Origin of the sequence: Variovorax sp. E3, from assembly GCF_016082275.1 — a bacterium.
Lineage (GTDB): Bacteria > Pseudomonadota > Gammaproteobacteria > Burkholderiales > Burkholderiaceae_C > Variovorax.
The window spans coordinates 1-19,564 of record NZ_MOWM01000051.1 but is presented as its reverse complement, the minus strand read 5'-3'; the positions used below and the strand labels follow the sequence as shown (position 1 = coordinate 19,564).

Below are 19,564 nucleotides of genomic sequence, written 5' to 3'. Positions count from 1 at the left end.
TTGCGATGCTCTGCGGGTGATCAGCGAACTGAAAACCTTCATCGCGGTGTGCAAGCACGGCACCTTTGCCGCGGCCGGAGACCACATCGGACTGACCCAGTCCGCGGTGAGCAGCCAGATCAAGCGGCTCGAAGAGGCGTTGGGTTTCGCCTTGTTCGATCGCACCGGGCGCTCCGCCACCTTGAACGTCGCGGGTCAGACGACCTTGCCGCGTGTGGAGGAGATCTGTGCGTTGTTCGCAAAGCTGGGAGAGCTCCCCCAGGACAGTGCGACCAGTGGATTGCTGCGAATAGGTTCCATCGCCTCGGCGCAACCCACGTTGCTCGCGCGAGCGCTCGAGAGCCTGCGCAAAGCGTTTCCCCTTGTGCGCGTCCATGTGTCGCCCGGTGTATCGATGCGGCTGATGGATGACCTTGACGCCGGCAAGATCGATGCGGCGGTGATCATCCGCCCCCCTTTCGGCATGCCTTCCGATCTGACGTGGCAAGCGCTGATCCATGAGCCCTATGTGCTCGTCGTACCCAAGGCGATGCCCGCGACGAGGGACTGGCGCGCCATGATCCAGGAGCAACCGTTCCTGCGCTATGACAGGGCGTCATTCGGCGGGCGGATGGTCGAGGGATTTCTTCGCCGCGAGGGACTCTCGGTCAACGACGCGATCGAGGTCGATGAAATCCCGGGATTGATCCACCTTGCCTCCAAGGGTTTGGGTGTTGCGCTGGTTCCCTTGGTCGAGGCGCATCTCCCGCTGCCCGTGGGGGTGCGTGTCGTATCGCTGGGTGAGTTCACCTTCTACAGGGAGATCGGCCTGCTTCAACGCAAGCCCAGGGTCAGCCCGCCGATCGTGGGCCATTTTGCCCAGCACCTGCGCGATGCTGCCGAGGCGCGGCCTGGCAATCCGCTCGTGTCGAAACTTCGTCGTGCCGCTGCCGGGGGGCGGTCGCGCACGTCCTAGAGAGAGCTCTCGATTGCGCTAGCCGGCGAAGGCTGCTGGATGGCCCCCGCAAGCTTTTCGGAAGCGTTCAGAAAACCGCGCTTTTGCTCGATGCAATCGAGCCAGGCGCCCACGAAAGCATGGCCCGCACGGGAAAAGGCGTCGGCACTGCGGCGCATATCTTCCCGCAGAGTTCGCACATCGATTTTCAGGTGGCTGAGCTGGTAGGTGTTGCCTACCAACCATTCTTCAAATCGTTTGGGATCGGGCTCCAGGTGGAACTGCAACGCAAGCACGTGCTTGTCATAGCAAAACGCCTGATTCGCGCAGAACCGAGAGCTCGCCAGATGAGTCGCACCATGCGGAATCCCGAAAGTGTCCTGATGCCAGAACAGCACAGGGGCTGCAGCGGCCCGGTCCCGGATGATGGAGTTGGCGCCGTTCGTGGTCAGCACGAGGGGCCCGAAGCCGATTTCGGGCTGCGCCATCGATTTGACCTCGGCCCCCAGCACGCGCGCGAGCAGCTGGGCGCCCAGGCAGATGCCAAGGAGAGGCAGGCCGGCTTTCAGGCGGCGCTCGATCAGCTGGAGTTCGCTTTGCAGCGGCGGGAACGCGCCTTCGTCGTACGCCCCGTTGGGTCCCCCCAGCACGATCACGACATCAGCAGCATCGGCACGCCGATCCAGCGCACCGCCCAGCATCGCGTCGACATACACGACCTCATAGCCGCGTTGTTCGAGCGCGGCCGGAAAAGGCCGGCGTCCTGCCATCCCACGTGGCGCACGATGAATGCCGTCCGAGGCGCAGCAACGCCTTGCCTTGGCGAGATGGTTCGCATCAGCGCGCCTCGTAAGCCTCCAGCGGCTTGTCCGACGGGGCGGCCCACGCGGCCTTGGTCATCGCGTTCGCCGGCAATCCCACCTTCGAACCATTGGGAGGGATCGGCTGCATGAACCACTTGTCGTAGATGCGCGAAACCTCACCGCTTTTGGCCAGAGCCAGAATGCTGTCGTCGACGACCTTCTTGAATGCCGGATCACCCTTGCGGAACATGATCGCGATGGGCTCCACACTGAGAACCTGATCCAGCAGCTTGTACTTCTCGGGCTCCTTGCTCTTGGAGATCAGCGTGGCCAGGATCTGGCCGTCGGCGACGAATCCCTCTGCGCGACCCCCCTCAAGAAGCAGGAAGCCTTCGCTGTTGTCCTTGGACAGCACTTCGGAGACGCCGGCCACGCCGTCGCGCCCGAGCTTTCGCAGCGCCTGCACGGACGTGCTGCCGGTGGTGGCCGCGACTGTCTTGCCAGCCAGTTGCGCGGACGACGAGATGCCCGAGGTCGTCTTGACGGCGATGCGGATGCCTTCGACATACAGCGTGGGCGCGAATGCAACGTCCTTCTGCCGCGCGGCATTGTTGGTGGTGGTTCCGCACTCGATGTCCACCGTGCCGTTCTGGACGAGCGGAATGCGGTTCTGCGGCGTCACGAGCTGGTACTTCACATCCAGCTTCTCGAGCTGCGCCGCTTTCTTGATGTCGGCGATGACTCGCTCACAGATCTCGACATGAAAGCCTGTGTACTTTCCGGGCCCGAGCGTGAACGACATGGCGCCCGAGGCATCGCGCACGCCCATCGTGATGGAGCCGGACTCCTTGACTTTGCCCAACGTATCGGACTGGGCCGAAGCGGACGCGCAGGCGATCAGCATGGCAGCCAATGCCACGGACTTCATATTGCTCGTGATCATGATGATCCTTCAGCGTGCGAACAGCGAGCTCAGGTCCGCGAAGGACTTCATCTCGATGGCGTTGCCCGAGGGGTCGAGAAAGAACATCGTCGCCTGCTCGCCGGGCTCGCCCTTGAAGCGGATGTAGGGCTCGATCACGAACTCGGTCTTGCGCGCCACGAGCTTGTCGGCCATGGCCTGCCATTGGTCCATGGGCACGATCGCGCCGAAGTGCCGCACGGGCACGTTGTGGCCGTCGACGGCGCTGCTCTGGCGGTGGCCGCATTCGTCCGGCGCCAGGTGGGCCACGATCTGATGGCCGTAGAAATCGAAGTCGACCCATTCCGGCGCACTGCGGCCTTCCGGACAGCCGAGAAGTTCGCCGTAGAACGCTCGCGCTTCGGCGATGTCGCGCACGGGAAACGCCAGGTGGAATGGAATGCGGGTCGTTGCGGTGGACATGGAAATTTCCCCATCGGGAGAGTTGCAATGGGTGCAACTTTAGGGATGGGATCGAATTACCGAAAGTGATTTATTTCGCTGCTGAGCAACAAGAAAATCGATTGATTGGCAGGCTGGCGCGCGGTGGTCAGCAGGCTTGTGGCGAATCGCGCCGTGCCGTTCTTCGAAACCTCGCGAGCAGGATTTTTCTCGTTGCTGACCACGATTAAATATTGCGCAAGCAATGGAACCTTTTCCCTAGATTCGGTGCGTGACCAAAAACTAAGGAATCACGATGCGCACTTCGAACTTTGGATTGAGTAGCAGGCGTTCGCTTATCGCCTCGGCTCTTCTCGCAGGTCTGGCTGGTTGTGGCGGCGGCGGTGGCGGCGGGGGAGTCTCGCTTCCCCCGGCCGCGCAAACGCAGCCGCCAAGCAACCCTCCGGCCGCAGACGAGGAGCCTCGGCTGAAAGCCGGAGCTGTCTCCGCGCCTGACCAGTTTGGCGCACAGACTGCCAAATTGATACTGGACAGCGGCGGCAACGCCGTGGATGCCGGCGTCGCCGTGGCGTTTGCGCTGGCGGTGACCTTGCCAGGTGCAGGCAACATCGGCGGCGGCGGCTTCATGACGGTCTATATGGACGGCAAGCCCTACTTCCTCGACTACAGAGAAAAGGCCCCGGGCGCTGCGACACCCACGATGTACCTCGACGACAAGGGTGAGGTCATCCCGGGGCTGAGCTGGGATGGTTCGCTGTCTGCAGGCGTGCCAGGTACGGTCGCGGGAATGCAAGCAGTGCATCAGAAGTTCGGCAAGCTGAAGTGGAGCCAAGTGATGGCGCCAGCGATCAACTACGCGAGGAACGGTTTCGTCGCTTACACCACGGCCGAGGCGACCTCCACCGAGAGACGCATCAACTTCAACAACTATTTCGGCGGCAAGATGATCAAGGGCAGCTTGTTCAAGCAAGCGGAACTCGCCGATACCTTGCAGCGCATCAGCGACAACGGTGCAGACGAGTTCTACAAGGGGCGGACGGCGGACCTGCTCGTGGACCAGATGTCCCGAACCCGCGGCTTGATCTCGAAGGCGGATCTCGCGAACTACCAGGTTGTATGGCGGGATCCCGTCACCATCAACTGGCACGGACTCACGATCTATACATCTCCACCTCCAAGTTCCGGCGGCTTCGGCATTGGGCAGCTTTTGAAGATGAAGAGCTTTCTGGCTCCGCAGTTTGCCAACGCACCGCTGAACTCTGCGCAATATATTCATCTCACGGCGGAGATGGAAAAGCGCCTCTTTGCAGATCGGGCGCAGTACCTGGGCGACCCCGGCTTCTATAAGGTCCCCATCGCCGAACTGCTGGACGACAACTATCTTCGCGGTCGCGCCGCGGAGGTCAATCCGAACGTTCCGACGCCTTTGGCCGACGTGAAACCAGGTTTGGGATTCGACTATCCGGCAGCGGGTTCGGCCACCGAGAAGCCGGAGACGACGCACTTCTCCATCGTGGACAAATGGGGCAACGCCGTGTCCAACACCTACACGCTCAATGGCGAGTATGGAAGCGGCATCGTCGTCGAAGGCGCCGGCTTCCTCTTGAACAACGAGATGGATGATTTCTCCGCCAAGCCCGGGGTGCCGAATCAGTATGGCGTGGTGGGAGCCGATGCAAACTCGATACAGCCCGGCAAGCGACCGCTTTCATCCATGAGTCCAACGATTGCGACGAAAGACGGGAGTGTGGCTTGGTGCTGGGAACGCCGGGGGGTTCGCGAATCTTCACGAGCGTCTATCAGGTTCTCGTGGACGTGTTCGACTATGGATTGCCCTTGGCTGTGGCACAAGCCAAACCACGCTTTCACCATCAGCTGCTGCCGGACAACGTCATCTTCTACGAGGCCAGCAAGTTCCCGGATTCGGTGAAAACCGACCTCGTCAGTCGAGGCTGGATCTTGCAGGACGGCGTGGGCGGCGGGCTGAATATCGAAGCGATTCAGATCGTGGACAAGATGCCGGTGGCGGTGACCGACCCCCGCAGTTCGGACGGGCGTGCGCTGGTCATCCCTCCAGTCCTGCATTGACTCGAATGGCGAAGAAGCGCGTGGGCTGATCCCACGCGGCAATCGGATGCCTCGACCGTTCCAGCATTCGTGGAAGTTCTTGCTGGAATCGATCGAGGCTTCGGAGACATTCGGCCGAAGCCAAATGCCTATTGCTTCAGGCTGTAGGCGATCGCCAAGGCTGCACGCGATACGTACGGCTCTTCTCAGAAGCATATGACGAACTGCCGGGTGCTCCAGGCCTCTGCGAGCGGCACGATTCGCAGTGCCAGCGAGCCCGCCAAAGGTTCCACAACCTCGCGCGGCAGCACGCTGACACCGAGACCTGCCGCCACCACGCCCGCCACGCCATTGAAGCTTTGAAGCTCGACCCGGGGGACCATCGGCATGCCGGTGGCTCCCGCGTGTTGTCTCAACCTGGTTTCCATCATGCTTCCCGGCATCGCACTGACATAGTCGTACGCGAGCACCTCGACAAACCGAACGGATTTGCGCCGTGCCAACGGGTGGTCACGTGGAACGATAGCGCATGCATGATCGCAACGGTAGGGCTGCGTTGTTGATCCAGTCAGATCCGCCGCGTCCCAGCAGATGGCAAGATCGGCGCTGCCTTCGCGCACCTGTTTCACCATTTCCTCCGACGAGGCCTCCTTCAGGCTCACCCTGATGGAGCGGTGTTTTCTCAGTACCGTGACCATATCGGCCAGGAGGGAACTGCAAAGCGCTGCCAAGCTCGCAACGATGCGCACGCTTCCCTCTCCGCCGCTTGCGGGCGACCCGGGCAAGGGCGTAGCCGTATCCGACTTGCCCGAGAAAGTGGGGATCGACATCGCCTATGGCGGGTGTTGCACCGGTGGCAAGCTCGAGGACATCGAGGCCTACTACGAGACCCTGAAGTCGGGCGCCGACCATGGGCTGCAACTGGCGCCGGGCGTGAGTTCTTCCTTCAATTCGGCAGCCAGGACGTGCGTGAGCGCAGTGACAGCTCAGGAATGCCGAAGTCTTTCGGCAGATGAGCGTTCAGCTCGTCGAGCTGTAGCAGATGCGGCTGGGTGCTGACCACTCATCCACGCGACGGAATGAAATTGTTGGTAAATAAAATGCGTCCTCAGGACGCATTTTATTTACAACATAAGACACTCCCAAACATGGGGGATTTGAATTTTCGCATCACTGTATATAATCCACGTCCTGAGGACGTGGATTATATACAGTGAAAGAACAGAAAGCGTCACCCGAGGCCTTGAGTGCCCTCATCAGACCCATCCAAGAGCGACTAGGCTCGTGGGAGCGGCCGGTCGTGACGGGGTACGAACTGGGCGTGTTGACCGCGACTCACTCAGCGGACCGGTCAATTTCACTGTCTTTATACACAGATGTTGTTCGCTTGCTGTTGTCGTTCAGCTTGATTTCACCTGCCAAAGAATTCAAGGCCGGTACGGTCTTTCATCTCTTCGGCCGAAACAGGCCGCTGCCGATGGAAGTGGCCTGCTCGGTCGACCCATTCGCGTACGTCAGTCATCTGAGTGCCATGGAATACCACGGTATCTCCGACCGGTTTTCCAAGATCCTTTACTTGTCCACGCCACCTGATCGGGAGTGGAAAGAGCAAGCGGCTGCGCGTATGGGCAAGGACCTCCAGCAGCGCATGGACGGCTACCTCGCGACGAAGGCGCCGGCATTGAGGTTCCAGAAGTACGAACGCATCGATGGAACGCGAGTGGAGATGATGCGTCGCTCGCATCGTGGTGCCTTCAAGACCATCAGGTCCCCGTCCATTCGTGTCGCCATGCTGGGACGAACCTTCTTGGACATGCTCCGCGAACCGGAGCTGTGTGGCGGGATGCAGCACGTCGTCGATACCTACCGGCAGTATGCGGCCAAGTATCTCAAGCTCATCCTTGACGAAGTCGGCCACCACGGAACATTGATCGAGCAAGCCCGGGCGGGCTACTTGCTGGAAGAGGTGTGTGGTCTGTCCGACCAGCGGGTCAACGCGTGGGCATCCAAGGTCCAGCGAGGAGGCTCCCGCAAGTTGGATCCGCAAGTGGAATACGCACCGTTTTTCTCGGAACGGTGGGCACTGTCGATCAATGTCCCATCATTGGATGGGTCGCAAGTCGACGAGGGTGAGTGATGAATGAAGTGGGAATCGATGCATGGGTCGCACAAGCTCCTGCCGGGCAGCAGAGCTTCAGGGAAGCGGTGCATACCATCCTCGACGGCATTGGCCATTCCCAGAGTTTGAGTGCCAAGATGGTGATGAAGGGCGGGTTGCTGCTGGCCATACGCTACGACAGCACTCGCTTCACCCGGGACCTGGACTTTTCCACCAAGGACAAGTACACGACAGAAAGTGCCGATGTGGTCTTGGCAGAGCTGCGGGAGGGACTTGTCACGGCAGAAGATCGACTTCCCTATGCCACGGCGTGCCGTCTGCAGTCCTACAAGGTCCAGCCCAAAGGCGAGAACAGGACCCACCAAAGTCTGGCTCTGAAGATCGGGTTCGCGAACCGCGGCAATGCCGCGGCGATGGCTCGCTTGGAGGCTGGGACTTCCGCGCAGGTCGTGGAAATCGACTACAGCTTCAATGAGGCTGTTTTCGATGTGGAGGTGTTGGCGTTGGATGGCGGTGCAACCATCCATTCCTACACTCTGAACAATGTGCTGGCGGAGAAGATGCGCTCGCTGCTTCAGCAGCCCATTCGAAAGAGAAACCGCCGGCAAGATGTCTACGACATCTGGCTGCTGCTGGAATCAGGGCCTGCTCTCATCGCCGATGAACTGGCCAAGATTCATGAGATCTTGGTGGCTTCTTGCGGTTCCAAAGGCATCGTCCCTGACGTCAGTTCCATGGACTCGGACGAAGTCGTCTCCATGGCGCGCGCTGGCTACCAGGACTTGGCCGCGGACGTGGACGGCGACCTCCCGCCATTCGACGAGGCAATGGGCCGAGTCGCCGGGCTGTATGACTCTTTGCCGTGGTGACCGGCGGCGTTAGCTGTGTGGTGTCAACAACTGCTTTCGAGGCATCTTGCCCAAGGAGGAGAAATGTTGTCATTCGTCCGGCGTCTTTTCGATCGGAGGCCCAGCGCCGGCCAAGTCGCTGACCTGCTCGTGCGGCAACTCCAGAGAGTTCTTCCGGGTGATCGGCTTCGATCTGCTGTTGTGGGCGTGCTCGGCGTGGAGGAGGGCGGCGCGCCACATGGCTCGCGCGGCTTCGGCGACGCTCAGGAGTAAATCGCAACTGGATCTGCCCGGCGGGCAGGTCTATCGGACTCCTGGAATCCCCGGTCTTTCGCTACCGGCACAATGCGCCCATGCCAAACATCGCATCCACCCTCAAAGCTGAAATTTCCCGCGTCGCTCGCAAGGAGGTTCGCTCCGAAATCGAGACGCTCAAGAAGGCTTCAGCCTCATACCGGGCGTCGATCGCAGAGCTTCGACGGCAATTGGCCACCGTCGAGAAGGAACTGCGCAGCGTAACCAAAGGCACGAGACGCGCAGAGCAAATGGAGCAGCCGGAAAAAGAGGGTACGAAGCGCCGCTTCAGTGCGGCAAGATTGGCCGCGCATCGCGCAAAGGTGGGCATTTCCGCGGCGAACTATGGGCAGTTGGTCGGGGTCTCGGGTCAGACGATCTATCACTGGGAGCAAGGCAAGGCCCGTCCACGCGCTGTGCAACTCGAGCGCCTGGCTGCAGTGCGCGGTTGGGACGCCCGGGAGATCGCAGCCCGCATGGCGGCCTGAAAGTCGGCCGGCCGCTCGGCTCCGAGATGCCCCGCGATAGCGGGGCATTTTCATTGGGGCGCGGATAAAAACTTGGGCTGGTTTTCCTCCGCAAGTCCGAGACCCTCTCGGTATCCGATGGGGCAGTGAGAGCCCCGGGGAGATCTTGATCCGCCGTTCGTTGTACCAACGGATGTAGGAGCCCACGGCCTGTATGAACTGCTCGCGGTTGTGGACTGCCAATTGCGAGGATGGAACAGTTCGCCCGGATTCTCGCGTTTGGTGGCCCCGCCGTTCGCCAGCACAATCCCGGCACCCCTCGGCCAAAGCAGGGCCGGCCCATCCGATCCACAGGAGAAACTTTGACGCGCCGCATCGATGCTTACAGCCTGCGACTCTTCGTCTCGGTCGCGCGCGCCGGCTCCATCGTGCGGGGCGCGGCGCTGGAAAGCATCGCACCCTCGGCATTGAGCCGGCGCCTCGCCGACCTCGAGCACGCCTTCGGCACGACGCTGCTGGTGCGCTCGCCGCGCGGCATCGAACTCACCGACGCAGGGCGCCTGGTGCTGGCACGAGGCGAGCAGATCGATGACGACTTGCAGGCCCTGGTGCGCGAAGTACAGGCCGAAGGCGACGCGGTGCGCGGAACGGTGCGGCTGCACGCCAACATGTCGGCCGTCATCGGCTTCCTGCCGGAGCGGCTGCGCGCCTTCATGGCGGCGTACCCACAGGTCGCGATCTCGCTGCAGGAGCAGGACACGCGCGATGTCGTGCGCGCTTGCCTTGACGACCGCGCCGACGTCGGCGTAGGTGTCGACCAGCCGTTGCCGTCGGGGCTCGAGTCGTGGCCCTTCGCGATCGACCCGTTGCAGGTCGTGATGCCGGCCGCCCACTTCCTGGCGCGGTTCGAATCGCTGACGTTTGCCCAGGTGCTGGAACATCCGCTGATCGGCGTTCACCACGGCGGCGCACTCGACAGTTCGCTGCACGAGCGCGCCGCTGCGCTGCACCGGCCGTTCGCGCCTACCGTGTGGGTCAGCAGCTTCGATGCGGTGTGCCGAATGGTGGAGGCCGGACTTGGCGTTGCCGTAATCCCGCAAAGCGCGGCGGCTGCCTACGCCGGCAGTCCGCGCTTTTCGCGTCGCCCATTGGCCGAGGCGTGGGCGGTGCGTTCGCTTCACATGTTCGCGCTGCGAAAATCGCCGCGGCTGCGCGCCGTGTCGGCCCTGATCGAGGCGCTGCGGGGGTAAATCCGGATCTCGCTTCTTGCGAGAGCCCCTCTGCCGCATCGGCACTTTCCGGCACGCCAAGCGGCTGCGAAGATTCGGCATGCCAGCCACTTCGCCAGCCAGCGCATCGACACTCTCGTTCGCGCCCGCAGTACTCTTCCTCAGTTGCTCAGCCGACATCGTGGCGCGCAGCCTGCTCGGCGAAAGCATCGCGCTCGATGCCGCGCTTGCGCTGCGCGACGATGTCTCGACCGACGAGATCACGCCGCTACCGATCCTCACGCACTACGACGACAAGCTCGGGCGCTATCCGTACACCGGCTTTCGGGCCGGCGACCGCACGCCGATCGGCGCCGACGCGATCCGCTTGCGCGGGGTCGAGGTCGTCGTTGCGGGCAAGCGCTACGGCAAGGGTTCTTCGCGCGAGCACAGCCCGGCGGCCGAGAAGCTCGCGGGCGTTCGGCTGGTGATCGCGCAGAGCTTCGAGCGCATCTATCGGCAGAACGCCGACAACATCGGCTTGTTCACATCCACCGACTTCGGCCTGGTCGCGCGCATCCAGGCCGGCGAGGCGATTGCGGTCGACGAGCTTGTGGCCGGCCGCGACGCCCTGGCTGCCGCGATCCTGAAAAGCGGCGGTTTGCTGCGCTTCGGGCAGCGGTTCATGCGCGACATCGCGGTCGCACCGCACGCGCAAAACGACGGCCCGCAAACGCTGTTCGAGAAGATCGTGGCGCGCCATGCGCTCGTCACCGAACTGACTGACGCCCACCCGGCCCCCGGTGCCGGCGCGTTCGTGCGGGCCGACCGGCGCGTCATCCACGAGTACTACACCGGCATGGCGGCGCACATGCTGCATGCCACGTTCGGCGCGCCGCTCGTGCTGCACGACCCGGCATCGATCCTGGTGTTCGAGGATCACACCTCCTATGTCGACGAGAGCCCGGCGCACATGCGCGGCGGACTGGTGCCGAACGTGCACCGCATGGTCCAGGCGCAGCGCGACTTCGCCGCCGCCTATGGCCTGCGCTCGCACCGCACGTTGACCGAAGCCGAGGCTGCGGCGGGCGACGGCGGCAACGTGGCGGGCATCTCGCATGCCATGGTGGCCGAGCACTACGCATTGCCGGGCCAACTGGTCGTGGGCACCGATTCGCACACCCCGCACAGCGGTGCGCTTGGCTGCGTCGCGTTCGGCGTCGGCACCACCGACATGGCCAACGCCTTCGTCACGGGCGCGGTGCGGCTCACCGTTCCGCAGTCGCTGCGCATCGTGCTCGACGGCGCCATGCCGCCTGGCGTGACGGCCAAGGACATCGTGCTGCACCTGCTGGCCGAGCCGTTCATTCGTGCGGGTGGGGGCGTGGGCAAGGTGTTCGAGTTCTGCGGCGCGGCGATCGGCGGCCTCTCGACCGACGAGCGCGCCACGCTCACCAACATGACGGCCGAGCTCGGCGGCTTCACGGGCATCGTCGCGCCCGACGCGGAGACGCTTCGCTTCCTGCGCGAACGGCGCGGCATCGACTTCACGCTCGAGCCGTGGATGGCCAGCGACGAAGGCGCCGCCTACGCGGCCACGCTGCATGTCGATTGCGCCGCGGTGCCGCCCATGGTGGCGCGCCCCGGCGACCCCGGCAACGGCATGCCGCTGGCCGAAGTCGGCGAACCGGTGCGCGTGGACATCGCCTACGGCGGCTCCTGCACCGCGGGCAAGCGGGAAGATTTCGATCACTACCATGCCGTGCTGCGCTGGGCCGCCGATCGTGGCCTGCGCGTTGCACCGGGCGTGCAGCTGTTCCTGCAGTTCGGCACGACGGCCGTGCGCGACCACTGCATCGCACAGGGCTACATGGACGCGTTCGAAAAGGTCGGGGCCCGCGTGCTGCAGCCGTCCTGCGGTGCCTGCGGAAACTGCGGGCCGGGCGGCTCGATCCGCGCCGACCAGGTCACGGTAAGCGCCATCAACCGCAACTTTCCCGGCCGCGGCGGTCCGGGCCGGGTTTGGCTCGCAAGCCCGCCGACCGTCGCCGCCAGCGCCATCGCCGGCGAGCTCGTGTCCTTCGAGGCCCTGCGGCAGCGGCACGCCTGAATTCCACCCACAAGAAGGAGACAAACCCATGACCCCCCGCACCACCACCCGCCGCGCCGCGCTCGCCGCATTGCTTTCGCTCGGCTGTCTTGGCGCGCATGCGCAGTCCGATAAGCCGCTGCGCATGATCGTCCCGCTTGCCGCGGGCTCCACCGTCGACGCGGTGGCGCGCGCATTGCACCGGGCTTCGGCAAGGCCACCGGCCATCCTGTCGTGGTCGAGAACTTCGTAGGTGCCGGCGGCATTCCCGGCACCAGCCAAGTCGTGAAGGCACCCAAGGACGGGCTCACGCTCGGCATGATTTCGTCGAATCACGTCATCAACCCCGGCATCTACAAGACCATTCCCTACGACAGCCTGAAGGACATCACGCCGATCGCGGTGCTCGCCACCGTGCCGCTGGTCCTGGTGGTCAACCCGAAGCTGCCGGTGAAGGACGTGAAGGAACTGCTGGCCTATGCCAAGGCCAACCCCGGCAAGCTCAACTACGGTTCCGCCGGGAACGGCAGCACGCTGCATCTTGCGGGCGAACTGCTCATCAGCGAGACGGGCATCGACATGAAACACGTGCCCTATCGCGGCACCGGCCCGCTGATCACCGACCTCATCGGCGGGCAGGTGCAGTTGGGCTTCGTGTCGATCTCGCAGGTCGGCCCGCAAGTCAAGGGCGGCGCGCTGCGCGCGCTGGCGGTGTCGACGCCCGCACGCTCGGCCGCGTTGCCCGACGTGCCGACCGTGGCCGAAGCCGGCGTGCCGAAATACAGCTTCGATGCCTGGATTGCGCTCATCGGCCCCGGTGGGCTGTCGAAGGCGGTGGTGGATGCCGACTACGTCGCCGTCAAGGCGGCGCTGGCTTCGGCCGAAGCCCAGGCGGCATTCGCGGCGCAGGGGCTGACCCTGCTCGACACGGGCCCCGACCGGGCGCCCGCGTTCTTCCAGTCCGAGATGGCAAAACACCAGAAGCTGGTGAAGCAATCCGGCGCAACGCTGGACTGACATGCCAAGCGAGCTGTCATGCAATCCGGGCGCGCCGTGCAGCACGGCAGACCTGTGCGACGGGCTGGGCGCCGCGGTACAGGTGTGCTCGGCACCGCTGCAGTCGTTCGGAAAGCGCCGCGCGGCGTACGGGCCCGTCGCATGCGTGCGTGTCTTCGAGGACGCCGCGCTGCTGCGCAACGTGCTGCGCGAGCCTGGCGAGGGCCGCTTGCTTGTCGTTGACGGGGGCGGCTCGTGCCGGGTCGCATTGCTCGGCGAGAAGATGGCGAACCTGGGAATGGCCAACGGATGGGCTGGCGTCGTCATCAACGGGGCGGTGCGCGATGTCGAGATGCTGGGCGGCATCGATTTCGCCGTCTTCGCGCTAGCGAGTGCGCCACCGCGCGGGCGCGATGCCGGCGCCGGCGAGTCCGGTGTTCCCTTGAGTTTCGGAGGAGTTCGGTTCGAGCCGGGCGACCTTCTTTGCGCAGACCTCGATGGCGTGGTCGTGGTCGAAAGAGCTTCACTCAGGGCTTTGGCCATCGAGAATTCCGGGCAGCGCGGCGCCATGGCACGCCGCATCCTGATCGAGCCGGGCCGGCCCATGCAGAACGGCTGTATCGAGGGCCTCAACGGAAGTTCTGGAACGAGTGCAACGAGCAATGGCTGAGACGCCGCAGCCGGCCAGGAAGGCACCACGGCTTGCAGCTCGGTCCAGCTCAAATACCACCGAGGTCAGCCCATCTTGACACCCCTGACTTCCCCTTTCGTGAATGGCAAGGCAAGAGGGGCAGGTCAACGGGGGCCGTGGTCTTGTTGCGAAGTGTGAGAAATCCTGCCGCTGCGCCGTCAAGTACCAGCGGGTCGCGGGCTGGTTCGGGCGCCGAGCCGGCGCTCTCGCCAAAGCACCAGGCCATCGCGCCCATCTCCGCCGCGGCGGCGGTGGGCGACATCCCCAAGCTCAATCAAGCGTTGAACCAGGGGCCTGGACGCAGGGCTTGCGCTCAGCGAGACGAAGGAAACCCTGGTGCAGATGTATGCCTACACCGGATTTCCGCGAAGCCTCAATGCGCTCGGCGAACCGATGAAGGTCGTGGACGCGCGCAAGCAGCGCGGCGTGCAGGATGTCCTCGGCCGTGAAGCAGGGCCCGTTGCGCGAGGGCAAGAGCTGCTCGAGCTCGGAGCCGCGAACCAGACGAAGCTGTTCGGCGCCATGTTCGCGCGACAACCTCGACTGGCAGAGCCGGGAACTCGCCACGATGGCGCACTTCAGGATGCGATCCCCACGCCGGCATCCACGCACGGCGCACCTTTCCTGGTGGCGCTGGCGGCTGACCCCACCCTGGTCCGAACGGCTTTTCACCCGGACCGTTCTCGCTACGCGCGGTGGCGAATGGCCTCGATCACCACCCTCATCGCGCGCGAGGAGTTGCGGTGGCTCGGATAGTACGCATGCAGGCCAGGGAACGGCGGGCAGCAATCTTCCATGACGTGCCGCAGCTTCCCTGCGTCCACGTACGGCTGCGCCATCTCGACGGGCAGGAACGCCAGGCCATACCCGCTCAGCGCGGCGTTGAGCATCTGGTACGCACCGTTGAAGATGACCTGCCCCTCGACCTTCACCTGCACGTCCTTGCCCCTGTCGCGCAACTCCCATGCGTAGAGCCCTCCGCCACTCAGGCGCAGCACGATGCAACGGTGCCGCGACAGGTCCTGCACGGTCGCCGGCATCGGCTGGGCGTCCAGGTAAGCCGGGGCGCCAACGATCGTCATGCGGATGTCGGGCGTCAGGCGCACCGCCACCATGTCCTGCTGCACCTGGTTGCCGTAACGCACGCCGATGTCGAACCGGTCGGCCGCCACATCGACCATCCGGTAGTCGGAGTTCAGTTCCACGTTCACGTCCGGGTACCGGTCCAGCACTTTCGCCAGACGCGGCCACAGCACGTTGTCGATCACGTGGTCGATGGCCGTGATCCGGATCGTGCCGATCGGCTTGTCGCCCAGGTCGCTGACCGCGGCGATCTCCGCTTCGATCTCCTCCAGGCGCGGGCCGACCGTCTGCATCAGCCGTTCGCCCGCTTCAGTAGGCGAGACGCTGCGTGTCGTGCGCGTCAACAGCCGGACCCCCAGTCGTGCTTCCAGGTCGCGCACGGTGTGGCTCAACGCCGACTGCGAAATACCGAGCTTGGCCGCGGCGCGCGTGAAGCTGCGCTCGCGTGCGACAGCGAGAAAAGCAACGATGTCGGTGATGTTGTCGCGTGCCATGGAAGGTCCCTTGCCGATCGGTAGCCGATTCTAGATTTGCGCTCCGGGAGCGCCGGCATTCAGTCCTGGGACCCATAAGTCCATGCGGCGATGGACGTCTAGTCGCGACGAGTCAACGCCGCCAAACTTGGTCCATCCCATTTGAACTCGCATCGTCGGAGATCCCTTGAAGACACACCATCCCATCGCATCCCTGCCGCACGGCACCGCCACAACCGAGCCGGACCGTCGCGACTTCCTTCAGAAGTCCGTGGCCGGGATGACGCTTCTTGCCGCGGCCGGCCCGGTGGCGTTCGCAGCCGATACGGCCTTCACCACCGACCTCTCGAAGGGCGCTGACAACTTCTACCGCAGCGACAAGGTCATCTCGAAGGCCGTCGCGTTCGAGAACCAGTACGGCATGCGCGTAGCCGGCAACCTCTTCACGCCCAAGTCATTCGACCGCAAGGCCAAGGCCCCCGCCATCGTGGTGGGACACCCCATGGGCGCGGTCAAGGAGCAGAGTGCCAACCTGTATGCCACCAAGATGGCGGAACAGGGCTTCGTGACGATGTCGCTGGACCTCGCGTTCTGGGGTGGCAGCGAGGGTCAGCCGCGCAATGCGGTGTCGCCCGACATGTACGCCGAGAGCTTCAGCGCCGCGGTCGATTTCCTCGGCAGCCAGGCGTTCGTCGACAAGAACCGGATCGGCGCCATCGGCGTATGCGGCAGCGGCAGCTTCGTCATCAGTGCGGCGAAGATCGATCCGCGCATGAAGGCCATCGCCACGGTGAGCATGTACGACATGGGCGCCGCGAACCGCGACGCGCTCAACCACTCCCAGACCGTCGAGCAGCGCAAGCAGATCATCGCTGCCGCCGCCGAACAGCGTCAGGTCGAGTTCAACGGCGGTGCCGTCCAATACACCGGCGGAACGGTGCTCAAGCTGGCGGCCGACACGCATCCCATCCAGCGCGAGTTCTTTGATTTCTATCGCACGCCGCGCGGTGAATTCACGCCAAAGGGCGCCTCGGCGCTGACCACCACGCAGCCGACCTTGACCAGCAACGTCAAGTTCATGAACTTCTACCCGTTCAACGACATCGAGACGATCTCGCCGAGGCCGTTGCTTTTCATCACCGGTGACCAGGCGCATTCCAGGGAGTTCAGCGAAGACGCCTACAAGCGCGCTGCCGTGCCGAAGGAGCTGTACGTCGTTGCGGGCGCCGGCCATGTGGACCTGTACGACCGCGTGGCGCTGATCCCGTTCGACAAGCTCACGTCCTTCTTCAACCAACACCTCGTGGCTGCGAGCGCCTGATGACGGCGCGGACCATCGGCGGCCCGAGCGCAAGCGCCGCCTTCGACGAACGAAACGGATCGCAGCCCGCCCATTGGGGCGGCGTCTTCGCCATGACGCTTTGCGTCTTCGCGCTGATCGCCTCGGAGTTCATGCCCGTCAGTCTGCTGACGCCGTTGGCCTTCGACCTCCACGTCACTGAAGGCATGGCCGGACAGGGCATCGCGATCTCCGGTGCTTGTGCAGTGCTCACGAGTCTGTCGATCTCGACCGTCGCCCGCAAGATCAATCGCAAAACGCTGTTGCTTTCTCTGACAGCCCTGATGTGCCTGTCCGGCGCCATCGTCGGGGTCGCCCCGAACTACCTGACGTACATGGCGGGCCGGGCGCTCATCGGCATCGTCGTCGGCGGGTTCTGGTCCATGTTGGCCGCAACTGCCATGCAGCTGGTAGCGCCTTCGAAAGTACCGCGCGCACTCGCACTCTTCAACGGCGGCAATGCGCTTGCCACCGTCGTGGCGGCCCCGATCGGGAGCTGCCTGGGTTCAACGGTGGGTTGGCGCGGCGCCTTTTTCTGCCTTGTGCCGATCGCGCTGATTGCATTTGCGTGGCAATGGATCAGCCTTCCCTCCATGCCGGCGCAGCAGCGCGCTGCGGGTTCCGGCAGCGTCTTCAGACTTCTCGGGAATCGACGGGTCAGGCTTGGCATGCTGGGGGTCGGCCTTTTCTTCATGGGTCAGTTCGCGCTGTTCACCTACCTTCGGCCGTTCCTGGAGACCGTGACGCGCGCCGGCGCTTCCTCCTTGTCGCTCATCCTGCTGGCGATCGGAATCTCGGGTTTCGTCGGCGCCACCGTGATCGGGTGGTTCCTCAGGAAAGGGGTGTATCTCATGTTGGCGATCATCCCCGTCCTGATGGCGGTGATCGCCGTGGCGCTGATGATGGGCGGGGAGTCGGCGGCCGTCACCACGGTGTTGTTGAGCGCCTGGGGTTTGCTGGCGACGGGCGCTCCCGTCGGCTGGTGGATGTGGATCGCGCAAACGCTGCCCGCCGATGCGGAAGCCGGGGGAGGGCTCATGGTCGCCGTCGTGCAGCTGTGCATCGCGCTGGGCTCGACCCTGGGCGGCGTTCTGTTCGACCGCAGCGGCTACCAGAGCACCTTCGCGTTCAGCGCCGCCTTGTTGCTGCTCGGCGCGTTCATGGTGTTCCTGACGGCGCGTGCAGACGGGGGCGAATCGACATGAACGTAGCGCAGGACCCGCCGGCCATGCGTTTGGCCGCTTTTCGAACTTCGTGTCTGCGTCTCGCGGGCTTGTTCATCGGCATGGCAGCACTCGACGCAGTCATGCGGATGAGCAGCCGGTATCCGCGGCACGCGTCGTCGCAGCCGCGGAGGCCGGTGCGGCCACCGACAAGGCCCGGGAGAGAGGTATGTGGATGACCGCTGGCGGGCGACGCTTTGCCGTCACCCTGGCCGACACCGAGGCTGCACGGGCGTTCGTCGCGCGACTGCCACTGACGCTCGACATGACCGATTTGAACGGCAATGAAAAGAAATTCGACCTGCCAAAGAATCTGCCAGCCCACCCGATTCGTCCGGGAACGATACGTAGCGGCGACCTCATGCTGTGGGGCGACAACACCGTGGTCGTGTTCTACATGACCTTCGACTCGCCCTATTCGTACACGCGTCTGGGGCAGGTGAGCGATCCCGCAGGCCTCGCGCAGGCGCTCGGCCGCGGCGGCCTGCGGGTTCAGTTCTCGGCGCGGCCATGACCCCACAACCCAACGGAGCAAAGTCCATGTCCCACGAAACCAGAGATGACCTTCCTGCCGAACTCGGCGCCGACGAAGCCGCCCTTCTGCGGGAAACGCCGGCGCTCGACGAAGTGGGGCAGGCGCGACGCACGTTCGAGATCGACCACCGCTTCGGGCGCATCATGAATGCCAACCTGCAGCACTACCATGTGCCCGTGAACGCCGACATTCATTCCATCGAAACCATCTTCGTCGAGGAAGACGACACCATCGTCAATCCCCTGGGTGTGAAGGGCATGGGCGAGCTCGGCATGGTGGGGATCCCGGCGGCGATCGCCAACGCGATCTTCCATGCGACCGGCAAGCGCGTGCGCGACCTGCCAATTTCGCCTGAGAAACTCATGTGACGGCCCGTCGAGCGCGTGCGTAGTCGACTGCGCAAGATCATCCAGGGCCGCGGGCACCCGCGCGATCCGGCGGCCCGCGGTTAAGATTTCAGCCCCATCCAGACAGCAAAGAGATCCCGTGCCGCCTATCGTCTCGGTCAATCAGCTTTCCAAGACCTACGCGTCCGGATTTCAAGCGCTCAATCGCATCGACCTGGACATCCACCGGGGGGAGATATTCGCATTGCTCGGGCCCAATGGGGCGGGCAAGACGACGCTGATCAGCATCATCTGCGGCATCGTCAACCCCAGCGAAGGCACGGTGCTGGCCGATGGACACGACATCGTCACCGACTTCCGGGCCGCACGCACGAAGATCGGCCTGGTGCCCCAGGAATTGGCCACCGACGCCTTTGAAACCGTATGGGGCACGGTGAGCTTCAGCCGCGGCCTGTTCGGCCTGCCGCCGAGCCCGGCCCATATCGAGAAGGTGCTGCGCGACCTGTCCCTGTGGGACAAGAAAGACAGCAAGATTATGGCGCTTTCGGGCGGCATGAAGCGCCGCGTGATGATCGCCAAGGCGCTGTCGCATGAACCCCGGATTCTTTTTCTCGACGAGCCCACCGCCGGCGTTGACGTGGAGTTGCGCCGCGGCATGTGGGACATGGTGCGCAAGCTGCGGGAG

General features: G+C 63.9%; 18 protein-coding genes and 4 pseudogenes. 16 read left to right on the top strand and 6 right to left on the bottom strand.

Annotated elements, in window-relative coordinates; translation table 11 throughout:
- Positions 1–16 precede the first annotated feature (16 nt).
- Positions 17–955: a LysR substrate-binding domain-containing protein gene (locus BMG07_RS18850; protein ID WP_198085865.1), complete on the top strand. Its 939-nt coding sequence runs from the start codon at positions 17–19 to the stop codon at positions 953–955.
- Here the strand turns inward: BMG07_RS18850 and BMG07_RS18845 are convergent.
- From BMG07_RS18845 to BMG07_RS18835, 3 genes are all read right to left on the bottom strand, one after another.
- Positions 952–1,704 carry a gamma-glutamyl-gamma-aminobutyrate hydrolase family protein gene (locus BMG07_RS18845; RefSeq protein WP_269759153.1) on the bottom strand — a complete coding sequence of 251 codons (753 nt, stop codon included), beginning with the start codon at positions 1,702–1,704 and terminating at the stop codon, positions 952–954. The genes BMG07_RS18850 and BMG07_RS18845 overlap by 4 nt on opposite strands.
- 67 nt (positions 1,705–1,771) lie before the next feature.
- Entirely contained in the window at positions 1,772–2,680 is a 909-nt protein-coding gene (locus tag BMG07_RS18840; RefSeq protein ID WP_374221299.1) for an amino acid ABC transporter substrate-binding protein, read from the bottom strand.
- Positions 2,681–2,689: 9 nt separating this feature from the next.
- On the bottom strand, positions 2,690–3,121 hold the full coding sequence (locus BMG07_RS18835; protein WP_198085844.1) for a VOC family protein: 432 nt from the start codon (positions 3,119–3,121) through the stop codon (positions 2,690–2,692).
- A 274-nt stretch (positions 3,122–3,395) separates the two neighbouring features.
- On the opposite strand from BMG07_RS18835, the pseudogene ggt reads away from it, so the two are divergent.
- Positions 3,396–5,188 (top strand): annotated as a pseudogene (gene ggt, locus BMG07_RS18830) (gamma-glutamyltransferase).
- Positions 5,189–5,373: 185 nt separating this feature from the next.
- Here ggt and BMG07_RS18825 read toward each other — a convergent pair.
- Positions 5,374–5,916: a LysR substrate-binding domain-containing protein gene (locus tag BMG07_RS18825; RefSeq protein ID WP_198085843.1), complete on the bottom strand. Its 543-nt coding sequence runs from the start codon at positions 5,914–5,916 to the stop codon at positions 5,374–5,376.
- Between BMG07_RS18825 and BMG07_RS18820 the strand changes: the two genes are divergently transcribed.
- The 4 genes from BMG07_RS18820 to BMG07_RS18805 all read left to right on the top strand — a co-directional run bounded on the left by BMG07_RS18820 (position 5,909) and on the right by BMG07_RS18805 (position 8,916).
- A complete protein-coding gene (locus BMG07_RS18820) occupies positions 5,909–6,226 on the top strand; it encodes a hypothetical protein (protein ID WP_198085842.1) in 318 nt (105 codons plus the stop codon). The two genes, BMG07_RS18825 and BMG07_RS18820, sit on opposite strands and share 8 nt — an antisense overlap.
- 328 nt (positions 6,227–6,554) lie before the next feature.
- Complete coding sequence (locus BMG07_RS18815) at positions 6,555–7,304, top strand: hypothetical protein (protein ID WP_269759151.1); 750 nt, start codon at positions 6,555–6,557, stop codon at positions 7,302–7,304.
- Positions 7,304–8,155, top strand: coding sequence for a nucleotidyl transferase AbiEii/AbiGii toxin family protein (locus tag BMG07_RS18810; protein ID WP_198085840.1), 852 nt, complete (start codon positions 7,304–7,306; stop codon positions 8,153–8,155). Before BMG07_RS18815 ends, BMG07_RS18810 begins: the two co-directional genes overlap by 1 nt.
- A 332-nt stretch (positions 8,156–8,487) precedes the next feature.
- A complete protein-coding gene (locus BMG07_RS18805) occupies positions 8,488–8,916 on the top strand; it encodes a DNA-binding transcriptional regulator (RefSeq protein WP_198085839.1) in 429 nt (142 codons plus the stop codon).
- A gap of 50 nt (positions 8,917–8,966) precedes the next feature.
- Here the strand turns inward: BMG07_RS18805 and BMG07_RS18800 are convergent.
- A pseudogene (locus BMG07_RS18800) lies at positions 8,967–9,158 on the bottom strand (IS3 family transposase); the annotation flags it as partial.
- A 99-nt stretch (positions 9,159–9,257) separates the two neighbouring features.
- On the opposite strand from BMG07_RS18800, the gene BMG07_RS18795 reads away from it, so the two are divergent.
- The 5 genes and pseudogenes from BMG07_RS18795 to BMG07_RS44950 all read left to right on the top strand — a co-directional run bounded on the left by BMG07_RS18795 (position 9,258) and on the right by BMG07_RS44950 (position 14,635).
- Positions 9,258–10,145 carry a LysR substrate-binding domain-containing protein gene (locus BMG07_RS18795; protein WP_269759150.1) on the top strand — a complete coding sequence of 296 codons (888 nt, stop codon included), beginning with the start codon at positions 9,258–9,260 and terminating at the stop codon, positions 10,143–10,145.
- A 79-nt stretch (positions 10,146–10,224) separates the two neighbouring features.
- Positions 10,225–12,213: an aconitase family protein gene (locus BMG07_RS18790; RefSeq protein ID WP_198085837.1), complete on the top strand. Its 1,989-nt coding sequence runs from the start codon at positions 10,225–10,227 to the stop codon at positions 12,211–12,213.
- 28 nt (positions 12,214–12,241) lie between these two features.
- Positions 12,242–13,209 (top strand): annotated as a pseudogene (locus BMG07_RS18785) (tripartite tricarboxylate transporter substrate binding protein).
- A gap of 1 nt (position 13,210) precedes the next feature.
- Positions 13,211–13,858 carry a ribonuclease E activity regulator RraA gene (rraA, locus tag BMG07_RS18780; protein ID WP_198085836.1) on the top strand — a complete coding sequence of 216 codons (648 nt, stop codon included), beginning with the start codon at positions 13,211–13,213 and terminating at the stop codon, positions 13,856–13,858.
- 357 nt (positions 13,859–14,215) lie between these two features.
- Positions 14,216–14,635, top strand: coding sequence for a hypothetical protein (locus tag BMG07_RS44950; protein WP_198085835.1), 420 nt, complete (start codon positions 14,216–14,218; stop codon positions 14,633–14,635).
- Here the strand turns inward: BMG07_RS44950 and BMG07_RS18770 are convergent.
- Complete coding sequence (locus BMG07_RS18770) at positions 14,566–15,456, bottom strand: LysR family transcriptional regulator (RefSeq protein WP_198085834.1); 891 nt, start codon at positions 15,454–15,456, stop codon at positions 14,566–14,568. The genes BMG07_RS44950 and BMG07_RS18770 overlap by 70 nt on opposite strands.
- A gap of 259 nt (positions 15,457–15,715) precedes the next feature.
- Between BMG07_RS18770 and BMG07_RS18765 the strand changes: the two genes are divergently transcribed.
- The 5 genes and pseudogenes from BMG07_RS18765 to BMG07_RS18745 all read left to right on the top strand — a co-directional run.
- Positions 15,716–16,756 (top strand): alpha/beta hydrolase, encoded by a 1,041-nt coding sequence (locus BMG07_RS18765; RefSeq protein WP_198085833.1) that lies wholly within the window; start codon positions 15,716–15,718, stop codon positions 16,754–16,756.
- Entirely contained in the window at positions 16,756–17,979 is a 1,224-nt protein-coding gene (locus tag BMG07_RS18760; protein ID WP_374221298.1) for an MFS transporter, read from the top strand. The genes BMG07_RS18765 and BMG07_RS18760 overlap by 1 nt, the downstream gene beginning before the upstream one ends.
- A gap of 187 nt (positions 17,980–18,166) precedes the next feature.
- Entirely contained in the window at positions 18,167–18,511 is a 345-nt protein-coding gene (locus BMG07_RS18755; RefSeq protein WP_198085832.1) for a cyclophilin-like fold protein, read from the top strand.
- Positions 18,512–18,612: 101 nt separating this feature from the next.
- Positions 18,613–18,900, top strand: a pseudogene (locus BMG07_RS18750) (xanthine dehydrogenase family protein molybdopterin-binding subunit); the annotation flags it as partial.
- Positions 18,901–19,018: 118 nt separating this feature from the next.
- Positions 19,019–19,564, top strand: a 546-nt coding sequence (locus BMG07_RS18745; RefSeq protein ID WP_198085830.1) for an ABC transporter ATP-binding protein, incomplete at its 3' end; no start/stop codon positions are given.